The following is a 22,840-nucleotide window of genomic DNA, read 5'->3' on the forward strand; positions in this document are numbered from 1 at the left end:
GGAGTTGGCCATGCGGGGGCCGAGGGCATGGTGGCGGGGGAAGAGCACGCCGGCGAAGGTGGAGACGTACACCCGGTGGTCGTTCTACCTGTTCCCGCTGATCGAGGTCGTCACGTTCGGGGTGCCGATCCTGGGGCAGGTTCCGATGCCGCAGGCGGGCTGGTTGTTCGGGCTGGTGTGCGCGCACGGGGTGCTGGGCGCGCTGGCCGGGGCTCGGGCGCTGGACTGGGTGCGGAACGTCCGTGAACAGCCGCTGCGGCTGATGTGGGCGGTCGGGGTGGTCACCGCGCTGACCGGGATCGTCGTCTTCTCGATGGTCAACCGCGTGGGCGACGACGAGTCGGCCGCAGCGATGGGCGGGACGTACGGCGGCGTGGTGGTCTTCGGCGTCGGGATGGTCACGCTGGGCCTCCGCAACCGACGCAGCGCGCTCTACCTGATCGTGGGCTTCTCGGCGGGCTCCGGTGTCCTGGGTCTGGTCGTGGGCCTCGGTGCGGGCGAGGCGCTGGCCGCGACGATCGCGGTGCTGGTCGGCACCTCGTTCTTCGCCTTCACCTCCGTCTTCTCCGTATGGCTCCTCAGGGCCGTCTACGAGCTCGACGCGGCGCGCGAGACCCGTGCCCGTCTCGCCGTAGCCGAGGAACGGCTCCGCTTCGGGCGCGATCTGCACGATGTGATCGGCCGCAATCTCGCGGTCATCGCCCTGAAGAGCGAGCTGGCCGTCCAGCTGGCCCGCCGGGATCGGCCCGATGCAGTCGAGCAGATGATCGAGGTGCAGCGGATCGCGCAGGAGTCGCAGCGGGAGGTGCGGGACGTCGTACGGGGCTATCGCGAGGCGGACCTGGGCATCGAACTCGCCGGTGCGCAGGGCGTCCTGGAGGCGGCCGGCATCACGTGCTCGGTCGTCGGGGCGGACACCGCCGGGCTGCCCGGTGAGGTGCAGTCCGCGCTCGCCTGGGTGGTCAGGGAGGGCACCACGAACGTGCTGCGGCACGGGAACGCCGGGCAGTGCGCGGTGGTGTTGGAGGTGACGGAGGGGCAGGTGGTGTTGACCGTGCAGAACGACGGAATGCGGGCCGTCGGGGACGGCGAACGCGCGGCGCAGGATGCCACGCGTTCCGTCGGTGCCGGGTCCGGGCTCGCCGGACTGCGGGAGCGGCTCGCGATCGTGGACGGAACGCTGGAGGCGGGGCCGGTGGACGGGGAGGCGTTCCGGGTGGTGGCCAGGGTGCCGCTGGCGTCGCAGGCGGGCCCGGCCGCGGCCGGCGGGAGCATGACCGTTCCGTCCGGGGCGGGCGTCGTACAGGAGGTCGCCTCATGACGGCCGCTCCCGAGGCTGGGCCGCCCGTGCGGCTGCTGCTCGCCGATGACGAGCATCTGATCCGGGGGGCGCTGGCCGCGCTGCTGGCCCTGGAGGACGACCTGCTGGTGGTCGCCGAGGCGGCCAGCGGACCGGAGGCGCTGGCCATGGCCCGGGCGCACGAGCCGGACGTCGCGGTGCTCGATCTCCAGATGCCGGGGGCGGACGGTGTGAGGGTGGCCACATCGCTGCGGACGGAGCTGCCCGGCTGCCGGGTGCTGATCGTCACCGGCCACGGCCGGCCGGGGCATCTGAAGCGGGCGCTTGAGGCGGGTGTGCGCGGGTTCGTGCCGAAGACGGTCAGTGCCCAGCGGCTCGCGGAGATCATCCGTACCGTGCACGCGGGAAACCGTTACGTCGACCCCGAGTTGGCCGCCGACGCGATCTCCTCCGGGGACTCGCCGCTCACCGCCCGGGAGGCGGAGGTGCTGGAGCTGGCCGCCGACGGGGCGCCCGTGGCCGAGATCGCCGAGCGGGCCGCGCTGTCCCAGGGGACCGTACGGAACTATCTGTCGTCCGCCGTGTCCAAGCTCGGGGTGGAGAACCGGCATGCTGCGGTGCGGCTCGCACGGGAGCGAGGTTGGGTATAGTTGCTCTCGCGCCACGGCGCACTGCGGACGTAGCTCAGTTGGTAGAGCGCAACCTTGCCAAGGTTGAGGTCGCGAGTTCGAGCCTCGTCGTCCGCTCCAGACAAGGCCCCCGGTTCACCGGGGGCCTTTCGCGTTACGCCCAGCGGGTGCCCGTCAGACGCTCGTACGCCTCCACGTACTTGGCGCGGGTGGCGGCGACGATCTCCTCGGGGAGCGGCGGCGGGGGCTGCTCGCTCGCGCGGTCCCAGCCGGAATCGGCGGACGTCAGCCAGTCACGGACGAACTGCTTGTCGAAGGACGGCTGGGCGCGGCCCGGCTCCCACCGGTCGGCGGGCCAGAAGCGGGAGGAGTCCGGGGTGAGGACTTCGTCGGCGAGGACGAGGGTGTCGTCCTCGTAGCCGAACTCGAACTTGGTGTCGGCGAGGATGATGCCCCGGTCGCGGGCGATGTCACGGGCGCGGCTGTAGACGGCGAGGGTCGTCTGCCGCAGCTGGGCGGCGGTCTCCGCGCCGACCTGGCGGGCGACCTCCTCGTAGCTGACGTTCTCGTCGTGCTCGCCGACGGCGGCCTTGGTGGCCGGGGTGAAGATCGGCGCGGGCAGCTCCGAGCCGTCGACCAGGCCCTCGGGCAGGGCGAGGCCGCAGACCGTGCGGCTCTCCCGGTACTCGGCGAGGCCCGAGCCGGTGAGATAGCCGCGGGCCACGGCCTCCACCGGGACCATCCGCAGGGACTTGCAGACCAGGGTGCGCCCGGCCCAGTCGGCGGGGGCGCCCTCGGGCAGTTCGGTGCTCAGTACGTGGTTCGGGACCAGGTCGGCGAGCTGGTCGAACCACCAGAGGGACAGCTGCGTGAGGACGCGCCCCTTGTCGGGGATCTCCGTCGGCAGCACCCAGTCGAACGCGGACGTTCGATCGCTGGCGACCATCACGAGGTCGCCCGCCTCGTTCTGGTACAGGTCGCGCACCTTGCCGGTGTGCAGATGCACCAGGCCCGGAACCTGGATCGGCTCGGGCTTTTCTACGAATCCGGACACGGTTCCTCCCCGTGGTGATGTCCAAGTGGCTCGATTGTCCCGTATCGGGGCGACCGGTCTTGGCCAGGGGTGCCGGTGCGGGCGTTCGCGCGCGTTGCGTCCGGCGGCGTCAGTCTCGTTTGCAGATGCGGTCCAGGAGATTGGCCGTGGCCCGCTGGATACGGGGGTCCACGTGTCCGGGGCGGTCCAGGGCCGGGGACCAGGCGAACGTTCCGGATGCGAAGACCCAGGCGCCGGAGGGGGCTCGGTAGAGGGAGGTCTCCTGGTGGCGGAGGATGCCTGCGGGGTCCCGGTACGGGGAGTGGGCGAGGAGGATGCGGCCCTGGTGCTCGGGGAGCGCGGTGCGGGGGTAGTAGCGGTCGGCCTCGCCGGCGACCATGCCGTCCAGTTCGTCGCCCTCGTGGGCGCCGGTCGCGTCCCAGAGCCAGTGGTCGGCGTTGCGCACGACCAGGGGGTGGGGTTCGGGGACCCGGCCCTCGTACTGGATGCCCAGCAACTGCTGCTCGGGGCGGTCGATCTCGCGCCACAGTGCGGGTTTCCCGGGGCCCCGGCGTTTTCGGCAGGTGAGGAGCCGGTCGGGGACACCGGACGGGGAGGGCCCCAACTCCACCTGCCAGTACATGGTGTTGGCGGAGAGGAAGACCAGAGAGATCCCGCTGTCCCGGGCGGCCTCGGCGGTACGGCGCATCTGCGGCGACCAGTACTCGTCGTGGCCCGGGAAGACCAGCCCCCGGTAGCGGGTGGGGTCGACACGGCCGGAGTGCAGATCGCGGGCGTCGGCGTAGGCGATGTCGTAGCCGTAGCGCTCGGCCCAGCGGATGAAGTCGTAGGCGTGGCCCACATGGAGGGGCAGGCCCGCGCCGGCGTACGGGCGGTCGAAGGAGACGGTGGTCGCGGCCTGGGACTCGCCGAGCAGCCGGCCGTCCTCGTCCCAGGCGTGGTAGAAGCTGGCGCCCGTGCGGCCGTCCTCCGGGTACAGGTTGTACGCCTGCCAGGTGATGTCGGGCAGCAGGAGCAGCAGGTCGGCGGGCCCGTCGTCGCGGACGGTGAACGGCACGTGGGAGCGGTAGCCGTCGGCGGTGGTCAGGACCGCCACGTACGCGCCGGTGTTCCAGTGGCTCGGGATCTGCAGCCGCCAGGACAGCCACCAGTGGTGGCAGGAGACCGTGCGGTCGGCGGTCAGCGGCGGGGGCTGGACGATGCCGGAGAGGCGGGGGCTGGTGGTGATCTTCGCGGCGCCGTCACCCCCGTAGTGGCCGATGCGGTAGATGTCGACGGCGAATTCCTGGGGCGGGTCCACGGTGACGTGGAAGTCGATGGACTCGCCGGGGGCGGCGGCTCCGGTCGCGGTGAACCCCTTGATCTGGCGCCGCACGTCGTCGGCGGAGCGGGGGCCCGGGGTCGACCTGGGGGCCGGGATGCGGGGGTCGGTGGCCTTGTCGCGCGGCCAGGTCGTCCCCTGGTCCACGTACCACGGGACGACCTGGCCCGTGTCGTCGAAGTACGTCACGCTGCCCCGCAGCCAGGGGACGGGGCCCTGGCCGAAGGGGTCGCTCACGGCGTGCGCGAGTGCGCCCGATTCCCAACGGCGGACGCGGTGGTCCGTGCCCATGAGTTCTCCCCTCCCTCGCCCCCGTGAGCGGTCACAAGCCCTTGCTGCGTACGCGAACGGTCCCAGCACATCACATTACGCACGCGCCCCGTCACCGTTCGTCGCGAATTGGTGAGAGTGGAACCAGGGGCTCCGGATGGGGAGTTGGGGCGGGTAGTTGGGGTGGGGCGTCGGAGGGGGGTGTATACCTCCGCCTCACGTGGTGGTCGGGTGGGGCCACGGCGGCAGGTGGGGACGGCGGGGCGAGGGTCAGACGAGGCGGACCGGCTTCTCCGGGCGGACGCCGAGGCGGCGGAGCCAGTCGCGGAGGGGGGCCGGGTCGCCCTCCTCCACGAGGGTGAGGACACGGGGGGTGAGGTCGGCGGCCCGCTTGCCGTTGACGAGGAGGGAAGGGCCGTCCAGCCAGTCGAGACCGGGGGTGGCGCCGGCCGTGTCCATCGCCGCGCAGCAGACCATCGCCGCGACGTGTTCCGCCAGCAGGTCGCGGCCGGTGCGGGGCGGCTGCATCGGGAACAGCGGCAGTTGGTCGTCCTCCCACAGCGCCCGGTCCGGGCCCTGCGTCTCGGCTCCGCCCGGCTGGTGCGCCTCGGGGCGGGGCGCCGCCGCCTCCTCCCTCGCCAACTCCGCGGTCAGCCCGGCGGCCAGGGCGGCGGCCTGCACGGTGGCCGGGCCCGGTTCGTCGTCCTCCTCGGCGGGGGCGCCGTCGATGGTGGAGGCGTCGTCGGGGGCGGGGCGGGGGTCGGTCTCGAAGTCGAGGGCGGCGTCGGTGTCGGGCTCGGGGGCCGGGTCGGCGTCGGGGCCGGGGGCCGGGTCGGCGGCGGGGCCGGGGGCGGAGGGGTGGCCCGGAGCGTCGGCGGTGTCGGAGGCGGAGGGGTGGAGCGGGGCGTCGGCGGTGGTGCCCGGGGCGCCGGATATGCCTTGATGCTGCGGCCGGGGGTCGGGTGCCGTATCGGGGGCCGCGTGGTGGTCGTGTGGGCCACCGGTGGCCGAGGGACCGCCCTGACCGTCGGGCCGTACCTCGGGGCAGCCGGTCATCACGGTCAGATGATCCAGGACGCGGGCCAGGGTCGGGCCGGTCCGGTGCGGGCCGGTCCGGTCGGTGGTGCGGTGGACGCCGAGCGCGTCGAGCACGCGGTGGAGGCGGGCCGCCTCGGTGCGCCATTTGCGGTCGACGACCTCGTCCGGGTACTCGTGCCAGCCCACCGGTGCCCAGTCCGGTCCGGACTCGGCGGGACCGCCGTGGAAGAGGCGCGCGGCGAGCAGCGACGCGGCCTCGTCGACCGTGCCGGGCTCTTCGAGCAGGTCGCAGGCGGGGCGCTCGCCGAGCCGGGAGGCGAAGCCCTCGGCGAGGCGGTCGCGACGGGACAGCTCGGTGAGCGCGGCGACGACGCCCGCGTCGAGGCGGGACGGCCAGCGGCCCATCCGCCAGGCGGGCAGCGCCACGCGCGTGAGGAGCCGGTCCCAGCCGGCGTAGGCCAGCCCGACCTGTTCCTGCGCGACGATCCGCAGACCGTAGTCCACAGCCTGTGCACGCTCGGCCGCGGCGGCCGCCACGCACCGCTCCATCTCCGCCGCGTGGCCCCGGCAGCCGCGCAGGAGCAGCCGGGTCACCCAGCCGACACCGGCCAGGACCGTACGGACGAGCGGGCCGTGCGTCGGGGCGGAGGTGACGGCCACGGCGGCGTCCAGGCCGCGGACGAAACGGCGGGCAGCGGCTATGTCCGGGTGGGCCGACGGGCCCGTACCCGCGACGACCGGTGCCAGCACCGCCCGTAGCTCGCCCACCCGCATCCACCACAGGAACGGTGAGCCGATGACCAGCACGGGCGCGGTGGGCACGCGATGCCGTCGGTTCGACGAGGGCAGCCCGGAAGGGAGGCCGGACGACGGGTCGGACGTCAGTCCTCGTACGCCGGTCGTCTCGTCGTCCCTGCCATGGCCTCGTCCGCCCGGGGCACCGGCGCCGGACGTACCGCCCGCCGTGCCGCCGGACGGCGACGCGGAGGCCGACGAGGGGGAGGAGTGGCTGCCGGGCGGGGTGTGGGACGGGTGGGAGCGGTCCTCCAGCCAGCTGTCACAGTCGGGGGTGAGCGCTATCGCGGAGGGAGGCGGGACGCCGAGGCGGTCCGCCAGGTCTCGGACCAGGCGGTAGAGGTCCGGCGCGGCCTCCTCGGTGACGGAGACGGTGGGGCTCACGGCGGGCCGGGCCCGGGTGACGACGAGCGCGATTCCGGTGGCGGCCAGCAGGACGAGGGCGGCCAGGCCGGACACCACCCAGCGGGCCGTGGACCAGGTCGGGCCGGTGAGGTGACCGGTGGAGACGCCGGCCAGCAGGACGACCGCGACGGCAGCCGGCAGCAGAGCCACGGCCAGCGCACGGCTGCGGACGCGCAGCACGGCGAGAGCCCGCGAGCGCGCGGCCTGCGCCCCCGCCTCCTCACCACCCGCCATACCGCTCACGACCCGAGGTCACCCCCTGCTGTCCCGTGCGGCGCGCGCCGCGACGGCTTCCCGTCGGCGTCGTCGCCGCCGAATGCCCTGACGTTGCTCACTCCCCCACTGTGGCACCCACGACTGACATCGCAATGCCGGTGGGCCAAGTGCCGGAACACTTGCGCCGCACCCTAGTTGGGGCTTCGGCGCCCGTCAGCCGGATAGCCCATCGCTCACTCGATGGAATGGCTTTGGGGAGAGGTGAATGACGCGGGGCAGGGAGAGGGCTCCGCAGCAGGAGGGGCCCCGAGCGTCCCCCTGCGGTCACGGAAGCCACGGTTGCGTTCGACGTGGAAGCCGCGGGTGCACTCGCGCCCGGGTGGGGATGGGTGCGTGGCTGAGGGCGCGGGGGCGGATGGGCTGTGGGCGCGCGCCCGGGGTTGCGGTTGCGGAGGTGCAAGCGTGGGGTGCGGGTGCGAGGGAAAGGCAGGGTGCGCGGGGCGGATGGGGCTCGGGCGCCGCGCGCGGGGCGCCTGGTCGCGTCAGGCGCCCCGCGCGGTGCTCTCCGTCACGCCTCGGCTGCCGCCTTCGCCGCGATGTCCGTACGGTGCTGGGAACCGTCCAGGCCGATGCGGGCGACGGCGGTGTACGCGCGGTCGCGGGCCTGGGTGAGGTCCTTGCCGGTGGCGGTGACGGACAGGACCCGTCCGCCGGCGCTGACGACGGCGTCACCGTCGCGCTTGGTGCCCGCGTGCAGCACGTACGCGTGCGGGGCGTCCAGGGCGGCCACCTCGTCGAGTCCGGTGACGGGGTCGCCGGTGCGCGGGGTGCCGGGGTAGTTCTGCGAGGCCACGACCACGGTGACGGCGGCGTCGTCGCTCCAGCGGAGGGGTTCGAGGTCGCCGAGGGTGCCGTTCGCCGCGGCGAGCAGGACGCCGGCCAGCGGGGTCTTCAGACGGGCCAGCACGACCTGGGTCTCGGGGTCGCCGAAGCGGGCGTTGAACTCGATGACCCGTACGCCTCGGCTGGTGATCGCCAGGCCCGCGTAGAGCAGACCGGAGAAGGGCGTGCCGCGACGGCGCATCTCGTCGACGGTCGGCTGCAGCACGGTCTGCAGCACCTCGTCGACCAGCTTCGGGTCGGCCCACGGGAGCGGGGAGTACGCGCCCATGCCGCCGGTGTTGGGGCCCTCGTCGCCGTCCAGCGCGCGCTTGAAGTCCTGGGCGGGCTGGAGCGGGAGGACGGTCGTGCCGTCGGTGATCGCGAAGAGGGAGACCTCGGGGCCGTCCAGGAACTCCTCGATGACGACCCGCCCGCAGGCCAGCGCGTGCTCACGGGCCTTGTCGAGGTCCGGGGTCACGACGACGCCCTTGCCGGCGGCCAGTCCGTCGTCCTTCACGACGTACGGGGCGCCGAAGGCGTCGAGGGCCCCGTCGATCTCCTGCGGGGTGGTGCAGACGTACGACCGCGCCGTGGGCACACCAGCGCCGGCCATGACCTCCTTGGCGAAGGCCTTGGAGCCCTCCAGCTGCGCGGCCTCCCCGGAGGGGCCGAACACCGGGATGCCCGCCTCGCGTACGGCGTCGGCGACACCGGCCACCAGGGGGGCCTCCGGGCCCACGACCACCAGGTCGGCCTCCAGGCGGGTGGCCAGCGCGGTCACGGCGGCGCCGTCCAGCGCGTCCACCGCGTGCAGCTCGGCGACCTCCGCGATGCCGGCGTTGCCGGGGGCGCAGTGGAGCGCGGTGACGTCGGAGTCGAGGGACAGAGAACGGCACAGCGCGTGCTCGCGGGCACCGCTACCGATGACGAGGACCTTCACGGGCCCAGCCTAACCGGCCGGGCGGGGTGGGTTTGTGGGGGCTTCCGAAGAGTGGGACGGGGAGGGTTTGTGGGATCAGACGAACGGGGCGGCGGTGGTGGTGCCCGGGCACGGACAACTCGGGGGGAGTCGGCTCGTGGGCGGGGTGGGAGCGCGCGTCCTTGAGTGTGGTGGGGCGCGCGGGGCTCCGCCGCACGGCGGCGCTCGGGTCCTGGAGCGCACAGTTGTCCGCCTCCGCCGAATCCCCCGGGGTCCGGAGGCTGCGGCGCGGCCGCTCTCCCTGTCCCTTACTCGTTCGTGATCTCCTCCACCACCGTCGCGCCCAGTTCGCGGACGATCAGTTCGTGGCCGGAGAGGGCGGATTCGTCGAGGTCGGGGTCGTCGTCCTCGGGGATGTCGTCCTCGGGGGAGACCGGAGGGGGTTCCGGGGCGGGCGGTGGTGCGGGAGCGGCGGTGGGTGCGGCCGGGCCCGGTTGCCGGGGCGGGGCCGGGGTGGAGGCGGACGGCTGATGTGCGGCGGAAGGCGATGCCTGGGGCGGGGCAGGGCGGGATGCCGGGGAGGGGGGGCTGCCGTAACCGCCGCCCGGGCCGGCACCGTGGCCGCCTCCTCCGCCGTAACCTCCCGGAGCCGCGGGCGGGTGACCGCCGGCCGGGGCCGAGCCGCCCGACGTGTCGACGAGTGCCTCGATCTTCCAGTGGACGTTGAACTGCTCGGCCAGCGCCGCGCGCAGCACGTCCTCGCTGCCGCTGCTCGCGAAGTTGTCCCGTGCGCCCGCGTTGACGAAGCCGATCTGGAGCGTCGTGCCGTCGAAACCGGCGACGTGGGCGTTCTGGCTCAGCAGGATCCAGGTGAACCGGCGGCGGTTCTTCACCGCCTCAAGGACGTTCGGCCACAGCATGCGCGGGTCGAGCCCGCCGGGGGCCGGGGTGTACGCGGCCGCCGCAGGGGCGGACTGGGGCACCGAGGCCGGAGCCGGCTGACCGTGCGCCGCGGACGGAGGCGGTGCGGCCTGGCCCGGCGTGGAGCCGGACGGTCCTCCGGGCGCCGCTCCGCCACCGGCCGGCGCGGCCGTCGGCCACCCGCCGGGGCGCCGCCCGCTGCCCGCGGCGGCAGGCGTGGGCCAGGAACCGGGTGCGGCGGCAGGAGCCGGGGCCCCCGGCGGCGCGGTGGCGGGTGCGTTCGCATGGGTGTTCGGCGGGGCGGTGGGCGTCCCGGTGTGAGCCGCGGGTACGGCGGGCGGGGTGGCCGTCGGAGCCTCCTGCGGTGCGGCCGCAGCAGCGGCCGGGGCAGCCCCGGCGGGGCCACCGGTGCCGGGCCCCCCGTGGCCACCGGCGCCTCCGGCACCGTACGCATCCGAACCCGGGACACCAACGGCCCCGGCCGCCGCGGGCGCTCCCTGGCTCCCGGGCATCCCCGCGCCCCCGGCTCCTCGGACGGCGGCCCGGGCCGCGGCCGGACCGCCCCCCGGCGGGACCGGTGGGCCCGGGGCGACCGGCGGAGCCATGCCCATCGGCGCTCCCCCATGGACGTCGGGCCCGGGGGCGTACCCCATGGCGGGCCCGGGGCCGGGCGCCGAGAAGTTCACGCCGCGCTCCAGCCGGTCCAGGCGGGCCATGACGGACCGTTCGTCGCCGTAGGTCGCGGGGAGGAGGACTCGGGCGCAGATCAGTTCGAGCTGGAGCCGGGGGGAGTTGGCGCCCCGCATCTCCGTGAGGCCCTCGTTGACGAGGTCGGCGGCGCGGCTCAGCTCGGCGGCGCCGAAGACACCGGCCTGGGCCTGCATCCGCTCCAGGACATCCGTGGGCGCGTCGATGAGCCCCTTCTCGACGGCGTCGGGCACTGCGGCCAGGATCACCAGGTCGCGCAGCCGCTCCAGCAGGTCGGCGACGAACCTCCGCGGGTCGTTGCCGCCCTCGATGACGCGGTCCACGACCTCGAAGGCAGCGGCCCCGTCCCCCGCGGCGAAGGCCTCGACGACCGAGTCGAGCAGCGACCCGTCCGTGTAGCCGAGCAGGGACGTGGCCATGGCGTATGTCACACCCTCGTCCGTCGCGCCGGCGAGCAGCTGGTCCATGACGGACATCGAGTCACGCACCGAGCCGGCGCCCGCGCGGACGACCAGCGGCAGAACGCCCTCCTCGATGGCGATCTTCTCCTTGCCGCAGACCTCGGCGAGGTAGTCGCGGAGCGTGCCCGGCGGTACGAGCCGGAACGGGTAGTGGTGCGTACGCGAACGGATCGTCCCGATGACCTTCTCGGGCTCGGTCGTGGCGAAGATGAACTTGAGGTGCTCCGGGGGCTCCTCGACCACCTTCAGCAGCGCGTTGAAACCGGCCGACGTGACCATGTGGGCCTCGTCGATGATGTAGATCTTGTACCGGCTGCCGGCCGGTCCGAAGAACGCCTTCTCCCGCAGCTCACGGGCGTCGTCGACACCACCGTGCGAGGCGGCGTCGATCTCGATGACGTCGATGGAGCCCGGTCCGTTCCGCGCGAGGTCCTGGCAGGACTGGCACTCGCCGCACGGGGTGGGCGTGGGTCCCTTCTCGCAGTTCAGACACCGGGCGAGGATGCGTGCGCTGGTCGTCTTGCCGCAGCCGCGCGGCCCGCTGAACAGGTACGCGTGATTGACCCGGTTGTTCCGCAGCGCCTGCTGCAGCGGGTCGGTGACATGCTCCTGCCCGATGACCTCGGCGAACGACTCCGGGCGATAGCGGCGGTACAGCGCGAGAGACGACACGCATACGAGGTTATAGGCGCCCACTGACAACACGGACGCCGCCGAAGCCGGACAGGACGGCGAGCGGAACCACCCCCGGACCTTCCCGAGGACTTACGGCGCCGATCCCTGGCCCGGTGCCCGGAACCGCTCCCGGGCTGCCGCTCCCCGGAACTGCTCCCCGGAACTGCTCCTCGGGACACGAAAGACCCCCCACGCACCCGCCAGAGCCGACCTACCCTTGCTGCCTTCCGGCCCTGGGGGAGTTCAGTCAGATAGCGCCGCGTGAGGGGCTACGCCCAGCCTACCCGATCCCCCGACCCCGCCCGCCCGCCTCCCCGCCCCGACGCCTCTCCCCCCCACCCCTTCGTTCCCCCGACCTCGAACGAGTTCGCAAGCACCCTCCGCCGTCATGTAATGTTTCCGGCGGAGGATTCGCCTAGAGGCCTAGGGCGCACGCTTGGAAAGCGTGTTGGGGGCAACCCCTCACGAGTTCGAATCTCGTATCCTCCGCACTCGCCTGAACAGGCAAAACGAAGGGCCCCACCGGTCGCCGGTGGGGCCCTTCGTTGTTGTCCTCAGCCGCCGTTGTCCTGGTTTTTGTCCACAGGGCCCGTTTCCGGGGGCCCCCAGATAGCTTCGGCGATCTTCCGGGCTACGTCCTTGAGCATGACGTCCGGCACATGGAGATACCGCGCTCTCATGCTCGCGGACGTGCCCGGCTCCCACCCCATGATCTGATCAATGACCCGATCCGGGACACCGAGCAGCATGAGCACGGTGGCGGCCGTGTGACGGGCGTCGTGCAGCCGGGCGTTCCGAACCCCCGCGTCTTCGAGCAGCCGCTTCCAGTCGTGGTAGTCCGTGTTCGGACTCAACGGGCCACCCAGCGGCTTGGTGAACACGTAGTCCGACTCGATCCACAGGTCACCGGCGGCCTTGCGCTCACGCTCTTGCGTCTCGGCATGTGCACGGAGCATGACGACCAGAGGGCCGGGCAGGGGCACGGCACGGCGGCCGGCGCGGGACTTGGTGTTCTTGGTCTCGCGCCGAACCTGGACCTTGGCCGGGCAGTAGCCAGCCTTCCGGCCGCACTGTGAGGCTTCCGGGCACCCGTGCTCGTACCTGGGGCGCAGACGGTTCCTCCGAAGCTTCAGATACTCGTTGGCGAGGTCGACGTCAGACCAGCGCAGTCCGAGCGTCTCGCCCTGCCGCAGTCCGAGTGCCAATGCCAGCATCCAACGGGCGCTGTTCCGGCGCTTGTTGGCTTCGAGCAACAGGCACTGAACCTCTTCCACGGAGTAGGGCTCAACCTCTGATTCGTCCTCTTCCATCCGTGGCGGCTTCGCCAACGCGGCGGCGTTCTTGGCCGCGTAGCCGCGCCGTACGGCCTCCCCCAGGGCGGTTCGGGCGGTGCGGTGTGCTTGGTGAGCGGTACCGGCCTTGCGCGCCCCGTTCGCCTGCATGCGGCGGTACAGGCTTTCCAGGTGTTCGGGCTGCAAGCGGTCAAGGCGGTGCTTGCCGACACCGGGCACCAGGTGGACGCGAACGGCGACTTCATAGCCGTCGTAGGTGTTCTCGCTAACGGTCGGCTTGGCGATGTTCTCAACCCAGTGCAACAGCCACTTCTCAACCGTCCACGGCTTGCCCGGCTGTTGCGCCGAACCCGCATCGCGCTGCTTCTCCAGCTTCTTGACTTCTTCCACCAGGTCATCGCGCGTCTTGCGTGTGATGTGTCGGCGGTAGGGGTCCCCGTTGTCCTTGTAGCCCATCGGCACGCGCGCGTGCCAACGGCCGTCCGCGCCGAAGTAGATGGCGGATTCACCGTTGGCGCGGCGGGTGCCCTTCTTCTTTTTCTCTGCCACAGGCAGGCTCCTGATTCTGGATGTCGGGATGGGGACCGGGGCGGCGGGTTGTCCTTGTCCGGGAGCCGCCGCCCCGGGTGTCGTCAAGCGGCGCGTTGGGCGGTGCGGAGACGGGTCACGTACGCGGCCGGCGCATCGGCAGGGACTCGCCGGAGACGGCCGACGGGTACGGACTCCAGCTCTCCGGAGCGGATGAGCCCGTAGCACGTAGTCCGGCCGATGCGGAGGCGGCGGGCGGCCTCTTCGACAGTGAGGAGAACCAACGTGGGGTCGTCGTCGGTGTGTGCCGGGGCTCCGTGGTCGTTCAAGATTGGCTCCCTTGGTGGGCAGGGTTCACGGGGAGTGCCGCCACAGAAACCACGAAATACACAGAAACCTGGGATCGCGGCTCTGACCTGCGGCGATGCTGCGCGGTGGCCGCTGCCACAGAAATCGCCGAAGGTCCCACAGAAATAAGGAGGTAGGCCCGACGCGGCCGGGTCGGGCTTATTTCTGTGGCTTCTCTGCGGGCTTCTGTGGCAGGGCGCCCTGCACCCCTGACACGGCTGTCTACGCAGGTCAGGGGCACACAGCGGGTATTTCTGTGATTCTGTGGTTTCTGTGGACGGGATCAGGTGGTCGGGTCGGTCAGCCGGGGGTGTACCAGGTAGCGCGGCGAGGGCGGTCGGCCGCGTCCTCCGGTGCGGACGATGGGTTGTGCCCGCACGTAACCGTGGTCTTCCAGCAGAGTCAGCGTCGGGTCCAAGTCCGCAGCGGTGGGGAACTCCGAGCGGGAGAGCTTGACCATCAGGTCACGCTTGCTGACCTCGGCCCACCGGTGGGTGCGCAGCGCTTCCAGGACGCTTTGAGCGCGCGCGGTGGTGTTGTCAGCCCCCATGACGTCGAACGCGGCGAGGGCGTGAGCGGTGTAGTACTCCCCCAGCTCGATGGCCGCGCTCATGGTGTCTTCGGTGACCGGGTGGGCGTAGCCGTTGCCACCGTGTTCGGCGAGGTGCAACAGCGCGGCCATGCGGGCGGTTGCCCCGGCAAGTTTTCCGGCCCAGTTGGAGATGTGGCCCAGCTTGCCGCCGCGTGCCTTGAGCTGCGGTTCGATGCGCTTCTGGTAGGTGATCAAGGCCGCGTCCGCTTCTGGGGTGAGTTGGATGACGGCCGGATCGGTCCACTCCGCCAGGGACAGGGTGAGGTCGACGACCCGGGCGGTGTAGGTGGCGGCCGTCTCCTCCGGGACCGGGTCGGTGATGATCTCGCGGTCGCCGACCGTGGACACCGGCAGGGAGTACAGGAAGCGGGCTAGCAATCCGCGTCCCTCGAACCCCTTCACCTTCCCGATGTCCCTCAGTACGTCCGGCTGTACGGCGAGGCCGATCGTGAGGGCGGGGGCGTCGATGTACTCCCGGCGGGTCTGCCGGTTCACCCTCAGCCGGTCCCCGGCATGCCCCTTCAGGAAGACTTCCATGTTGGGGGCCCCGGAGTAGCGGCCGGCGATGATGTCGAAGATGCCGCCCTCGGCGCTCATCACGGACAGTCGGCCGCCCTGTTCGGCCATGAGCGAGGTGACCGTCTCGGGGGTGGAGTCGTCCGCCAAGAGCACCGGTTCGGCGGGGACGGTGAGTGTGTCGGCCGTCTGCGCGAGACCCACGGCGGTGGCCACCATGTCGTCCCGCTTGTCGCCGTCGGCGGACGCGGCCTTGGCGGCGGCCTTGTCTGCCGCTTCCTTGGCCAGCCTCGCCGTCAGCTCCGCTTCCACGATCACGGGCTTCATCGCCGTCTTGAGCTGTTTCTCCGCCTCGTACAGGGGGTTGGTCAGCAGCGCGAAGACAGCGGACTTGCGGTTGGCGGGCGGGAGCGCCACCACCGTGTAGAGGTTGGTGGGCTCGCGCCAGTTGCCGCGTACGTGGACCACCGACCGGCCGCCAGCCGCCGTGGCGAGCACGGCGAGGGCGACCGATCCGGCGAGGTCCACCGGGGTCTGCGTCTCTTCCGCGACGGCCGCCACGAACTCTCCCAACCATGTGGGGAGGACGTGAACGGGGAACGCGGGTCGCTCACGGCGGCCGGTGAGGGGAATGGGGTCTTCCCACACGTCCGGTGCCGTGTCGTCCTCGCCGGGCGGGTCTTCCAGGGTGGGCAGTCCGGCCCACAGGTCGGGGCTGTCCACAGGCTGTGGGGTCATGAGGCGGCCCTCCCTTCGGTGGTGGTGGCGTGGGGGCAGATGCCGACGATGACGCGGGCGGTCAGCTTGATGACGGCGGCGCGACCCCGTGCGCGTTCATGGTGCCCACAGGCGCAGAGCCAGTCCGCAACCGGTACGCCGTCGCACTGGATATGAAGCCCCGGGGTGATTCCGATGACGGTGACCGTCTGCGGGTCAGAACCAACGGCAGAAAGGACGCCCTTGCGGGCGACGCCCTTCGGTTCGCCCACGGTCGGCCGTAGTGCGCTCTGTACGGCGCCCTGAGGGCTGGTTGCAAGGCTTCGAGATGGTTTGGTCATGCCGCACGCCCCTCGGCCGCCTGGAGGCCGTTGGCGACCGCGCGGCGCGCGTAGGTCTCGGGGACGCCCACGGCGACGGCGGCAGCCACGACCGCGTCCCCGAGCACGGCCAGTCCGCACGGTCCCGGACATGAAGTGTGTTGGGCGGCGAGGAACCGGGCGACGCCGAACGCCTGTGATCCGGCGCCGGATTCGGGACGGGCCCGTACAAGGGCGAGGCCGCGTTCCAGGCCGGTGCGGACGTAGCGCTCGGTGTGTCGGCATCCGGTGGCCACCTGCCGCGACCACGTGGCGCGGGCGGGAAGGGAAGATGCCACCTCCCCCGGGGCGGGGGTGGTGTCTTCCTTCACCAGCAGGGCGCGCACGGCCGCCGGTAGGACGGCCATACGGCCGGTGCCGGGCCCGAGCCAACGGGAGTACTGCATGAGCGACTTGACGTCGACACCGGGCCGGACCGCGTTCGCGGACGGCATGGCGCCCCGGTAGAGCCAGTGTTCACCGCGCGTCGTCTGCACGACGCGGGTTGCGGGCAGGGTCTCGCGGGCCCAGGCGACGGCCACCTCGTCGTCCAGGTCGACGACCGTGAGTCCGGCGCCGCCGGGGTGGTAGGCGACCGTCACAGCCTCCCGCCATACCGGCGCCCACGGGGGCGAGGTGAGGACGTGTGGGTCGGTGGTCGCGGCGGCCCACGCGTGGCACGGCGCCGGGCACCGGCAGGGCCCCGGCGTCTTCATGTTCGGCCGGCCGCCGCACCGGGGCGGGGTGCCCGTGCAAGTTCGGCAGTTGCCGAACGGCACCTTGCCCGCCCGTAGGGGCAGGACCGGGACGCCGGCCGCAGCGAGGGCGAGGGCGACCCGCAGAGCTTTGGGAGCCGCGTTCGTGTCGGGCAGGACTCGCCCCGTTCGGATGGCAGGGGCCAAGGGGCCCTCGCCGGAGACGCGCGCTTGGGTCATGCTGTAGGTCTCCTGTTCTGCTACGTCGGGATAGGGAGACCGTGGGCGGCGGGTTGTCCTTGTCCGGGAGCCGCCGCCCACGGGCGTAGCTAGAAGGGCGGTTCGTCGCTGTAGCCGCCGGGGCCCCACGGGTCGCGGCCGTTGTTACGGCGCCGCAGCCACCGGGGCCGGTGCGGGAGCGGCAGCAGGACGATGCGCCATTCCGTCCAGCAGGGGCAGGGCTCCCAATCGGTGCCCTCGTACTCGCCGTCGTAGTGGTTGCCGTAGTCGTGCGGGATGCCGCCTACGCCGTCGCAGTCCCGGCAGTCGGGGCGGGGGGTGTCGGTGAGGATCAGGGCGTTGCGTGGCAGCGCGGTGCGCTGGATACGCAGTCGGATCACGGGTGTTGGCTCCTGTCAGCCGTAGAACTTGTTGCGCTTGATGACGGCCTTGCGGATGTGGAAGGTGTGGCCGCTCTTGGCCTCGCTGGGCTTGAAGATCTGGACGGCGACGTATCCGCCGAAGAGGACGGCGACGAGGGTGATGAGCTGGGTGACGAACGCCGTCAGTGCGGTGATGAACGTGGTGAGCATCAGGAGTCCGCCGCACACGGCGAGGAACCCGATGCCGCCGAGCGCGACGTTGACGGCCGCGCGGGAGACGGGCGGCTTGGCCGTTGCCGGTTCGGCCTTGGCGGGCTCGATGGCGTAGCCGGTGACGACCCGCCCGTCCGGGAGGACGACGGAGGCGACGGTCGGCACGCCGTGCGGCTGGACGGGGGCGAGGGGCGCCACGTACGGCGTCGCGGTGGGGGTGATGGGGGTGGGGTGGTGGACGTCCGGGGCCCGTACGGCGGGCGGGTGGTGGCCGTTGTCGGGGTACATGTGGAATCCCTTCCGGTGCTGGGTTGGGGAGGCAGGGGCACCCCCTGTCGGGAGGCTTCTGGAGGGGTTCTTGGGGGGTGACCTGGGGTGCCTCCCCGCCTCCCCGAAACGGTGTTTTCGCTGATCAAGCTGGGGGAGGCGCCGTGGGGAGGCGGTTGGGGAGTTCTCCCCGCCTCCCCACGACGGGATGGTGTTCCTCCCCGCGTTCAGGACGCGGAAGCGGAACCGTCGGTGTCGCGGTCGGCGAGGGCGCGGGCGACGTCGTCTCGGCGGACGACCATGCGGCCGTGGGACTTGTACGGCTCCACCCCGTCGGCCTCCAGCACGCGCTTGAGGTCGGTGAACGACCAGCCGCCGTAGGCGTCCTCGTCGAGGATGGAGAGCCGCTTGAGGATGTCCTGGGTGTAGGCGCGCTCCCCGGTGCCGATCACGTCGAGGATGTCGGCGAGCGGGTCACGGTCCTCGGCGCGGTCGACGGCGTGCAGGGTGGTGACGCCGTCGCGCAGCGCCTTGGCACGCTCGGCGATCTCGGCGGCGGGTTCGTCGTCGATGAAGTGCGTGCGCACCGTGATGGACGACTGGCCCTTGGGCATCTCGATGCCGTCGGAGGCGACGACCAGGGTGCCCTTGTCCAGACCCTGACGCAGCAGGTGCGGGGCGGCGCCGTCGTCGACGGCCTTGTCCCCCAGCGCCATGCGCGACTGCGACTCGGTGCCCAGCACGAGGGACGCGCGAGTGTGGGCGCCCTCGCGCACGAGCTTGGGAAGGTTCTGGTCGGTGGGGTCCTGGGTGCCCTGCCACATCAGCACGTCGACCGCACGCCCCTGATTGTGGATCTTACGGACGGCCATGAAGTAGCGGCTGGTGGCCTTGGAGCCGCCGTAGGGCCGCTTCTGGTCGTCGACGGCCGGGCACATGAACGCCACCTGCGCCTCGTCCACCAGCACGATCAGCGGCGGGAACACCGCGTTCGGGTCGGTCAGCCGCTCCTCGGTGCGGCGGTTCATCTCGTCCACGGCCGCCTCCACCATCTCGGTGACCTGGACGACATGGTCGTCCGTCGGGCCCTGGATCAGGACGTCGGCGATCCCCTCAAACATGGCCCAGTCACCGACGCCCTTGAGGTCGCCAAGCCAGAACTGAACCGACTTGTCCAGCGCCAGCCACAGCGCGAGCGCGCGCAGGGAGGCGGTCTTGCCCTGGTTCGACCGCCCGGTGACGAGCAGGTGCCGCTGGTACACGCTCAGCTCGGCGGCGTCACCGCGCAGGTCCTGCCCCCACGGGGCGCGGCCGGTCTTGTAGTTCGCGGTCATCGTCTCGTCGGTGACCAGCGGAGACGGGCCGATCGGCTCGTCCAGCGCCCCCGAGTCCGCGATCCACAGCCGCACCGTGCGGGCGGCGGCGGGGATGGTGATGAAGACTTCGTGCTCGTGCCGGGTGAGGTTCTCGGCGAGCTTGCGGCGCCGCTTCTGCACCTCGTCCGTGGCCACCCCGGAGGGCAGGGTGACGTCGACTTCCACGCCGCATCCGGCGATGGTGATCGGCGACAGCATGGAGGCGCCGGCGTCACCCATCTCCTTGATGGCGTTCTTCAACGGAGTGATGCCGAGGTCGCGCAGGGCCTTGACCACGATGGACGGGGTGATCGGCTCGCCCTCGCTGGAGCGAACGTTCGTGGGAAGTGCCCACGCGGGTGCGGCCTGCTGGTGGCGGCCGACCGTCCACAGCGCGAGCAGGGCGAGGAAGGGGCCGATGGAGATGAGCGGGCCCCACACGACCTGAACGATGCGGATGAGCAGGGCGATGAAGTCGATGGTGGCCGACAGCGGGGTGATGACGTCCTTCACGTCGCCGTTGCTGATGGCCAGCACCACACCGAGACCGACGAGGGTCCCGATGCTCATGCCCACGCCGACGGCCGCACCCTTGGCGGCCTCCACCGGGGAGTGGAGCAGGTCCATGCGGCGGTGGTGGCGGGCGGCGCGGAAGCGCTGCAACCGCTCCTCCCACTCCTCGGCCGCTTCCAGGTTCCCCGCGGCTTCGGCGGTGCGGATCATGCGCTCGTAGCGGGACCCGGTACGGCCGTCCCACGTGCGGCGGGCCACGATCCGCGCCCCGCCGGCGACGTAGGCGCCGTGGCGGACGACCACGCGCCCGGTGTTCTTGGTGCGCTCATCGGTGGCCACCCGCTTCACCGCGCGGCCGGAGCGCACCCACAGCGGCACCGGCCGAGCCGGGGCGGGCTCGGGGACGACGGTCAGCACCGTCGGCGCCGTCTCGTCGACGGTCGCCGGGGGGTTGGTGGTCTTGTGGAGGTGAACGACGTTCTCAGACATGCTGGAACTGCTCCTGACTGCCCCTTCGAGGGGCGGGAGTTGAGGGAGAGATGCCGGGGTGGCCGTGTCCGTGGAAAGAGGCGGTCACCCCGGCATGTGGCTGGTCAGAACCAGCGGGAAGCCTTCTTGGCGGCCTTGGCGCGGGCGGCCTCGGTGATCAGGCGCTGACGCTCGCCGTGCAGGGCCATCAGCTCGGCGTTCAGCCGCGTCTCGGCGGCGGTGCCGATGGAGTCCATGCGGTTCTCCGCGCCGGTCGTGCTACGGCCCTTGTGGACGCTGCGGGCCCCGCCAGCCAGGGCGCGGGTCATCGCGAGGCGTTCACGGCTGGTCAGCGGCCACCACTCGCCCCGGCGGACCGCTTCCAGCTTCTTCGTGGTCCGCTGGATCTCGCGGTCAAGGCGGCGGATGTCGGAGTTGCCCATGGTCAGTGGCTCCCTTCGGACCCGTTCGGGTCGGGATGGGCGCACGGCACGCAGGTGCCGAGCGAGGTGGGAAGGCAGTAGCTGTAGGTGATCCGGCACTTCGGGCAGGTGCGGCGGGCGTGCATCGCCAGGGCGAGGGCGCCCCACTTGCGCGAGGTCATCGGCCGTACCGGCTTGGCGAGGTCGATGCGGTAGAGGTAGGCGACCAGCGGGGGGCGGCGGTGGCGTCCGCGCATGACCTGCGCGGCCACCGGCTGACCACCCGGACGAAGCCCCAGCGCCCGCAACCCGCGCCGGGTGGCGTAGCCGTCCGGCGCGTAGTTCCACGGGTAGGTCGGGATGCCGTAGCGGTCGCCGGTCGGGTCGAAGAACGCGGCACGGGCCACCATCAGGCGGCCTTGGCCGCGCGCTCAGCGAGGATCGTGTCTCGCAGTGTGCGGGCGTTCGCCGGGGACGTGCGGATCTCACGGCGGATGCCCTCGGCGGTCACCTTGGCGTCCGGCCAATCGGCCGTCGCCGTCCGTGCTGCGGCCAGGAGTTGAGCCCCCGTTCGGCGCGGCCGTGCCGATCGAGCCGAGTCGGGAACGCGACCGGTTGCCCGGCGGGTCGGGGTCGACTCGGCGGCCACCGTCCGCTTCTCGATCGAGGTGACCGGCGCCCGGTCGACCGCCGGGGCGATGACCGGTACGGGCTTGAGGGGGAGGGTCGATTTCGTGAAGTCGACCGCCACCGGATCGGGCACCCGCACCACCGTCGCCGTGCTCGGCTCTGAAGTCGATTCCGGCAGGTCAGCCGTAGACCATTTCCTCACGGCTTCGGTGGATTCCTCCGCATTCGCGGCCGGGGCGGGAATCGGGGCGGCGCGGTGGTGCAGCACCTTGGCGACCAGATCGGAACCGAAGTAGATCGACCCGACAGGAAGCGACGTCGCCAGCAGTACGAGCGCGTAGTTCGCCGCGTCCCAGTCGGCCAGTCGACCCCAGTCGACCGACGCGCCGTGCAGTTCCGGCACGAGCCCGTGCACGTAGTTGAGGACCAACGAGGCGAGGGTATAGGTGCCCAGCACCCGCAACGCGAACTTACGGTCGTCGTCGACCAGCACCAGCGCCGCGACCAACGCGAGCGCCATCAGACCGTCGACCACGAACGGGTACAGCGTCGCGGCCGTGGCGTCCGCGCCGATCGCGCTCGCCACGTCCCGCAGCGCGTTCCAGGACACCCGGAACGCCATGCCGACCACCGCGACCAGCGCCAGAACCAGCGCCGCCTTGCCCTTGCGGTTGAGGTTCATCGCGCACCGCCCCGCAGGCGCCGCAGACGGCGGCCGTGCAGCAGCCACCCGGCGACCTGAACGGCGCCGCCGCCCGCGACCACGGCCTTCCACACGTGCTCGTGCGTCACGGCCGCGCCGACGGTGGCGGCCAGCATGACCAGCCCACCCAGCACGATCAGCAGCAGGGCGAGGCCCTGGGGAGTCGGGTTGGCACTCATGCCGCACCCCCCACCACAGCGATCACCACGGCGAGCACGAGCAGGGCCCCGCCGGCGCAGGTGAGGTCGATGGCGCGTCGCAGACCCGTGAACTTGGCGACCGCCAGCCGGGACAGGCCCGCGATGTCCGCGCTGCGGTCGACCTCGGCGAGCGTGGCGGTGATCTCCTCAGCGGTGAGCGTCGCCCACAGCGGGAAACCGTGTCGGCCCCGCAGGTTCGGCCGCACCGACCGCAGCAGCAGACCAGCCGCCACGGCCAGCAGCACCATCCCGACCCCGCCCACGATGTACGCGGGCAGGTTGAGCGGGGTGTCCTTGGCGACCGTCCACGCACCGGCCAGCACCGCGCCGATGAACGCCAGCAGCAGACCGGTCTTCGTGTCGGTCCGCGCGATCTCCGCCTTCACCTCAGCGTGCGCGGCCGTCAGGTTCTGGTCGACGGCGCTCATGCCGCTTCCCCCGTTCCCGACCGGTGGCCACGAACGGAGCGCAGGAACGGCACCGTACGGGTCAGCGCGTCGGCGTACAACGCGTCCCAACCGGCGATCTCGTCACCGGTCTCGCCCATCGCGACTAGGTCGGCGAGGACGTCACGGGCCGCGTCCTCGCGGGCCGCGCGCTCGTCGTCCGTCTCGAACTCCAGCGGGCCCCGGAACAGGTCGACGTCGATACCGAGCGCCAGTTCCGCGAACTCCGAATCGCCGAACGCCTCCTGTCCGGCGACGAAAATGCGCATACGCATGGTGGATCTCTCCTCTGACTACGTCGGGATAGGGAGACCGGAGGTGGCGCGTTGTCCTTGTCCGGGAGTGCGCCGCACCGGTGATCAGGGCCAGCACCGCTGATA

At 72.1% G+C, this 22,840-nt stretch carries 21 protein-coding genes, 2 tRNA genes and 1 other RNA gene; 4 read left to right on the forward strand and 20 right to left on the reverse strand.

Translation table 11 applies throughout. The annotated features are described in order from the left end of the window. The first annotated feature begins 10 nt into the window (after positions 1-10). The 3 genes from AC067N_RS14565 (at position 11) to AC067N_RS14575 (ending at position 2,049) form a co-directional block, all read left to right on the forward strand. Positions 11-1,321, forward strand: a complete 1,311-nt coding sequence (locus AC067N_RS14565) for a sensor histidine kinase (protein WP_478679237.1) — start codon at positions 11-13, stop codon at positions 1,319-1,321. Continuing rightward, on the forward strand, positions 1,318-1,950 hold the full coding sequence (locus AC067N_RS14570) for a response regulator (protein ID WP_478679238.1): 633 nt from the start codon (positions 1,318-1,320) through the stop codon (positions 1,948-1,950). The genes AC067N_RS14565 and AC067N_RS14570 overlap by 4 nt, the downstream gene beginning before the upstream one ends. Positions 1,951-1,973: 23 nt before the next feature. Then, positions 1,974-2,049, forward strand: a tRNA-Gly gene (locus tag AC067N_RS14575). A gap of 34 nt (positions 2,050-2,083) precedes the next feature. Here the strand turns inward: AC067N_RS14575 and AC067N_RS14580 are convergent. The 6 genes from AC067N_RS14580 to ffs all read right to left on the reverse strand — a co-directional run bounded on the left by AC067N_RS14580 (position 2,084) and on the right by ffs (position 11,868). Next, a complete protein-coding gene (locus AC067N_RS14580) occupies positions 2,084-2,983 on the reverse strand; it encodes a phosphoribosylaminoimidazolesuccinocarboxamide synthase (protein WP_478679239.1) in 900 nt (299 codons plus the stop codon). Between the two features lie 109 nt (positions 2,984-3,092). Continuing rightward, positions 3,093-4,595, reverse strand: a complete 1,503-nt coding sequence (locus AC067N_RS14585; RefSeq protein WP_478679240.1) for a N,N-dimethylformamidase beta subunit family domain-containing protein — start codon at positions 4,593-4,595, stop codon at positions 3,093-3,095. Positions 4,596-4,844: 249 nt separating this feature from the next. Beyond that, positions 4,845-7,046, reverse strand: a complete 2,202-nt coding sequence (locus AC067N_RS14590; RefSeq protein WP_478679511.1) for a hypothetical protein — start codon at positions 7,044-7,046, stop codon at positions 4,845-4,847. A 550-nt stretch (positions 7,047-7,596) separates the two neighbouring features. Then, positions 7,597-8,850 carry a phosphoribosylamine--glycine ligase gene (gene purD / locus AC067N_RS14595; protein WP_478679241.1) on the reverse strand — a complete coding sequence of 418 codons (1,254 nt, stop codon included), beginning with the start codon at positions 8,848-8,850 and terminating at the stop codon, positions 7,597-7,599. 287 nt (positions 8,851-9,137) lie between these two features. Further along, positions 9,138-11,591: a DNA polymerase III subunit gamma and tau gene (locus tag AC067N_RS14600; protein ID WP_478679242.1), complete on the reverse strand. Its 2,454-nt coding sequence runs from the start codon at positions 11,589-11,591 to the stop codon at positions 9,138-9,140. Between the two features lie 180 nt (positions 11,592-11,771). Beyond that, positions 11,772-11,868, reverse strand: an RNA gene (gene ffs, locus AC067N_RS14605) — signal recognition particle sRNA small type. A 130-nt stretch (positions 11,869-11,998) separates the two neighbouring features. On the opposite strand from ffs, the gene AC067N_RS14610 reads away from it, so the two are divergent. Beyond that, positions 11,999-12,083, forward strand: a tRNA-Ser gene (locus AC067N_RS14610). 65 nt (positions 12,084-12,148) lie between these two features. Here AC067N_RS14610 and AC067N_RS14615 read toward each other — a convergent pair. From AC067N_RS14615 to AC067N_RS14680, 14 genes are all read right to left on the reverse strand, one after another. Continuing rightward, the gene (locus AC067N_RS14615) at positions 12,149-13,435 is read right to left on the reverse strand and encodes a tyrosine-type recombinase/integrase (protein WP_478679243.1); all 1,287 of its coding nucleotides are present in this window, start codon (positions 13,433-13,435) and stop codon (positions 12,149-12,151) included. Between the two features lie 83 nt (positions 13,436-13,518). Beyond that, entirely contained in the window at positions 13,519-13,743 is a 225-nt protein-coding gene (locus tag AC067N_RS14620; protein WP_478679244.1) for a helix-turn-helix domain-containing protein, read from the reverse strand. Positions 13,744-14,045: 302 nt separating this feature from the next. Beyond that, entirely contained in the window at positions 14,046-15,608 is a 1,563-nt protein-coding gene (locus AC067N_RS14625; RefSeq protein WP_478679245.1) for a YfjI family protein, read from the reverse strand. Beyond that, on the reverse strand, positions 15,605-15,859 hold the full coding sequence (locus tag AC067N_RS14630) for a hypothetical protein (protein ID WP_478679246.1): 255 nt from the start codon (positions 15,857-15,859) through the stop codon (positions 15,605-15,607). The genes AC067N_RS14625 and AC067N_RS14630 overlap by 4 nt, the downstream gene beginning before the upstream one ends. A 65-nt stretch (positions 15,860-15,924) precedes the next feature. Continuing rightward, positions 15,925-16,848 carry a bifunctional DNA primase/polymerase gene (locus AC067N_RS14635; RefSeq protein ID WP_478679512.1) on the reverse strand — a complete coding sequence of 308 codons (924 nt, stop codon included), beginning with the start codon at positions 16,846-16,848 and terminating at the stop codon, positions 15,925-15,927. Between the two features lie 122 nt (positions 16,849-16,970). Beyond that, positions 16,971-17,261, reverse strand: a complete 291-nt coding sequence (locus AC067N_RS14640) for a hypothetical protein (RefSeq protein ID WP_478679247.1) — start codon at positions 17,259-17,261, stop codon at positions 16,971-16,973. 15 nt (positions 17,262-17,276) lie between these two features. Beyond that, positions 17,277-17,744: a hypothetical protein gene (locus AC067N_RS14645; protein ID WP_478679248.1), complete on the reverse strand. Its 468-nt coding sequence runs from the start codon at positions 17,742-17,744 to the stop codon at positions 17,277-17,279. Between the two features lie 206 nt (positions 17,745-17,950). Continuing rightward, positions 17,951-20,080, reverse strand: coding sequence for an FtsK/SpoIIIE domain-containing protein (locus tag AC067N_RS14650; RefSeq protein ID WP_478679249.1), 2,130 nt, complete (start codon positions 20,078-20,080; stop codon positions 17,951-17,953). 104 nt (positions 20,081-20,184) lie between these two features. After that, positions 20,185-20,502: a hypothetical protein gene (locus tag AC067N_RS14655; protein WP_478679250.1), complete on the reverse strand. Its 318-nt coding sequence runs from the start codon at positions 20,500-20,502 to the stop codon at positions 20,185-20,187. 2 nt (positions 20,503-20,504) lie between these two features. Next, positions 20,505-20,891: an RRQRL motif-containing zinc-binding protein gene (locus AC067N_RS14660; protein WP_478679251.1), complete on the reverse strand. Its 387-nt coding sequence runs from the start codon at positions 20,889-20,891 to the stop codon at positions 20,505-20,507. Further along, positions 20,891-21,793, reverse strand: coding sequence for a DUF2637 domain-containing protein (locus tag AC067N_RS14665; RefSeq protein WP_478679252.1), 903 nt, complete (start codon positions 21,791-21,793; stop codon positions 20,891-20,893). The genes AC067N_RS14660 and AC067N_RS14665 overlap by 1 nt, the downstream gene beginning before the upstream one ends. Then, positions 21,790-21,993: a hypothetical protein gene (locus AC067N_RS14670; RefSeq protein ID WP_478679253.1), complete on the reverse strand. Its 204-nt coding sequence runs from the start codon at positions 21,991-21,993 to the stop codon at positions 21,790-21,792. Before AC067N_RS14670 ends, AC067N_RS14665 begins: the two co-directional genes overlap by 4 nt. After that, complete coding sequence (locus tag AC067N_RS14675; RefSeq protein WP_478679254.1) at positions 21,990-22,442, reverse strand: Pycsar system effector family protein; 453 nt, start codon at positions 22,440-22,442, stop codon at positions 21,990-21,992. The genes AC067N_RS14670 and AC067N_RS14675 overlap by 4 nt, the downstream gene beginning before the upstream one ends. Continuing rightward, the gene (locus tag AC067N_RS14680; protein ID WP_478679513.1) at positions 22,439-22,729 is read right to left on the reverse strand and encodes a hypothetical protein; all 291 of its coding nucleotides are present in this window, start codon (positions 22,727-22,729) and stop codon (positions 22,439-22,441) included. The genes AC067N_RS14675 and AC067N_RS14680 overlap by 4 nt, the downstream gene beginning before the upstream one ends. Positions 22,730-22,840: the final 111 nt, after the last annotated feature.

It is taken from the genome of Streptomyces sp. NPDC042364 (genome assembly GCF_056437585.1).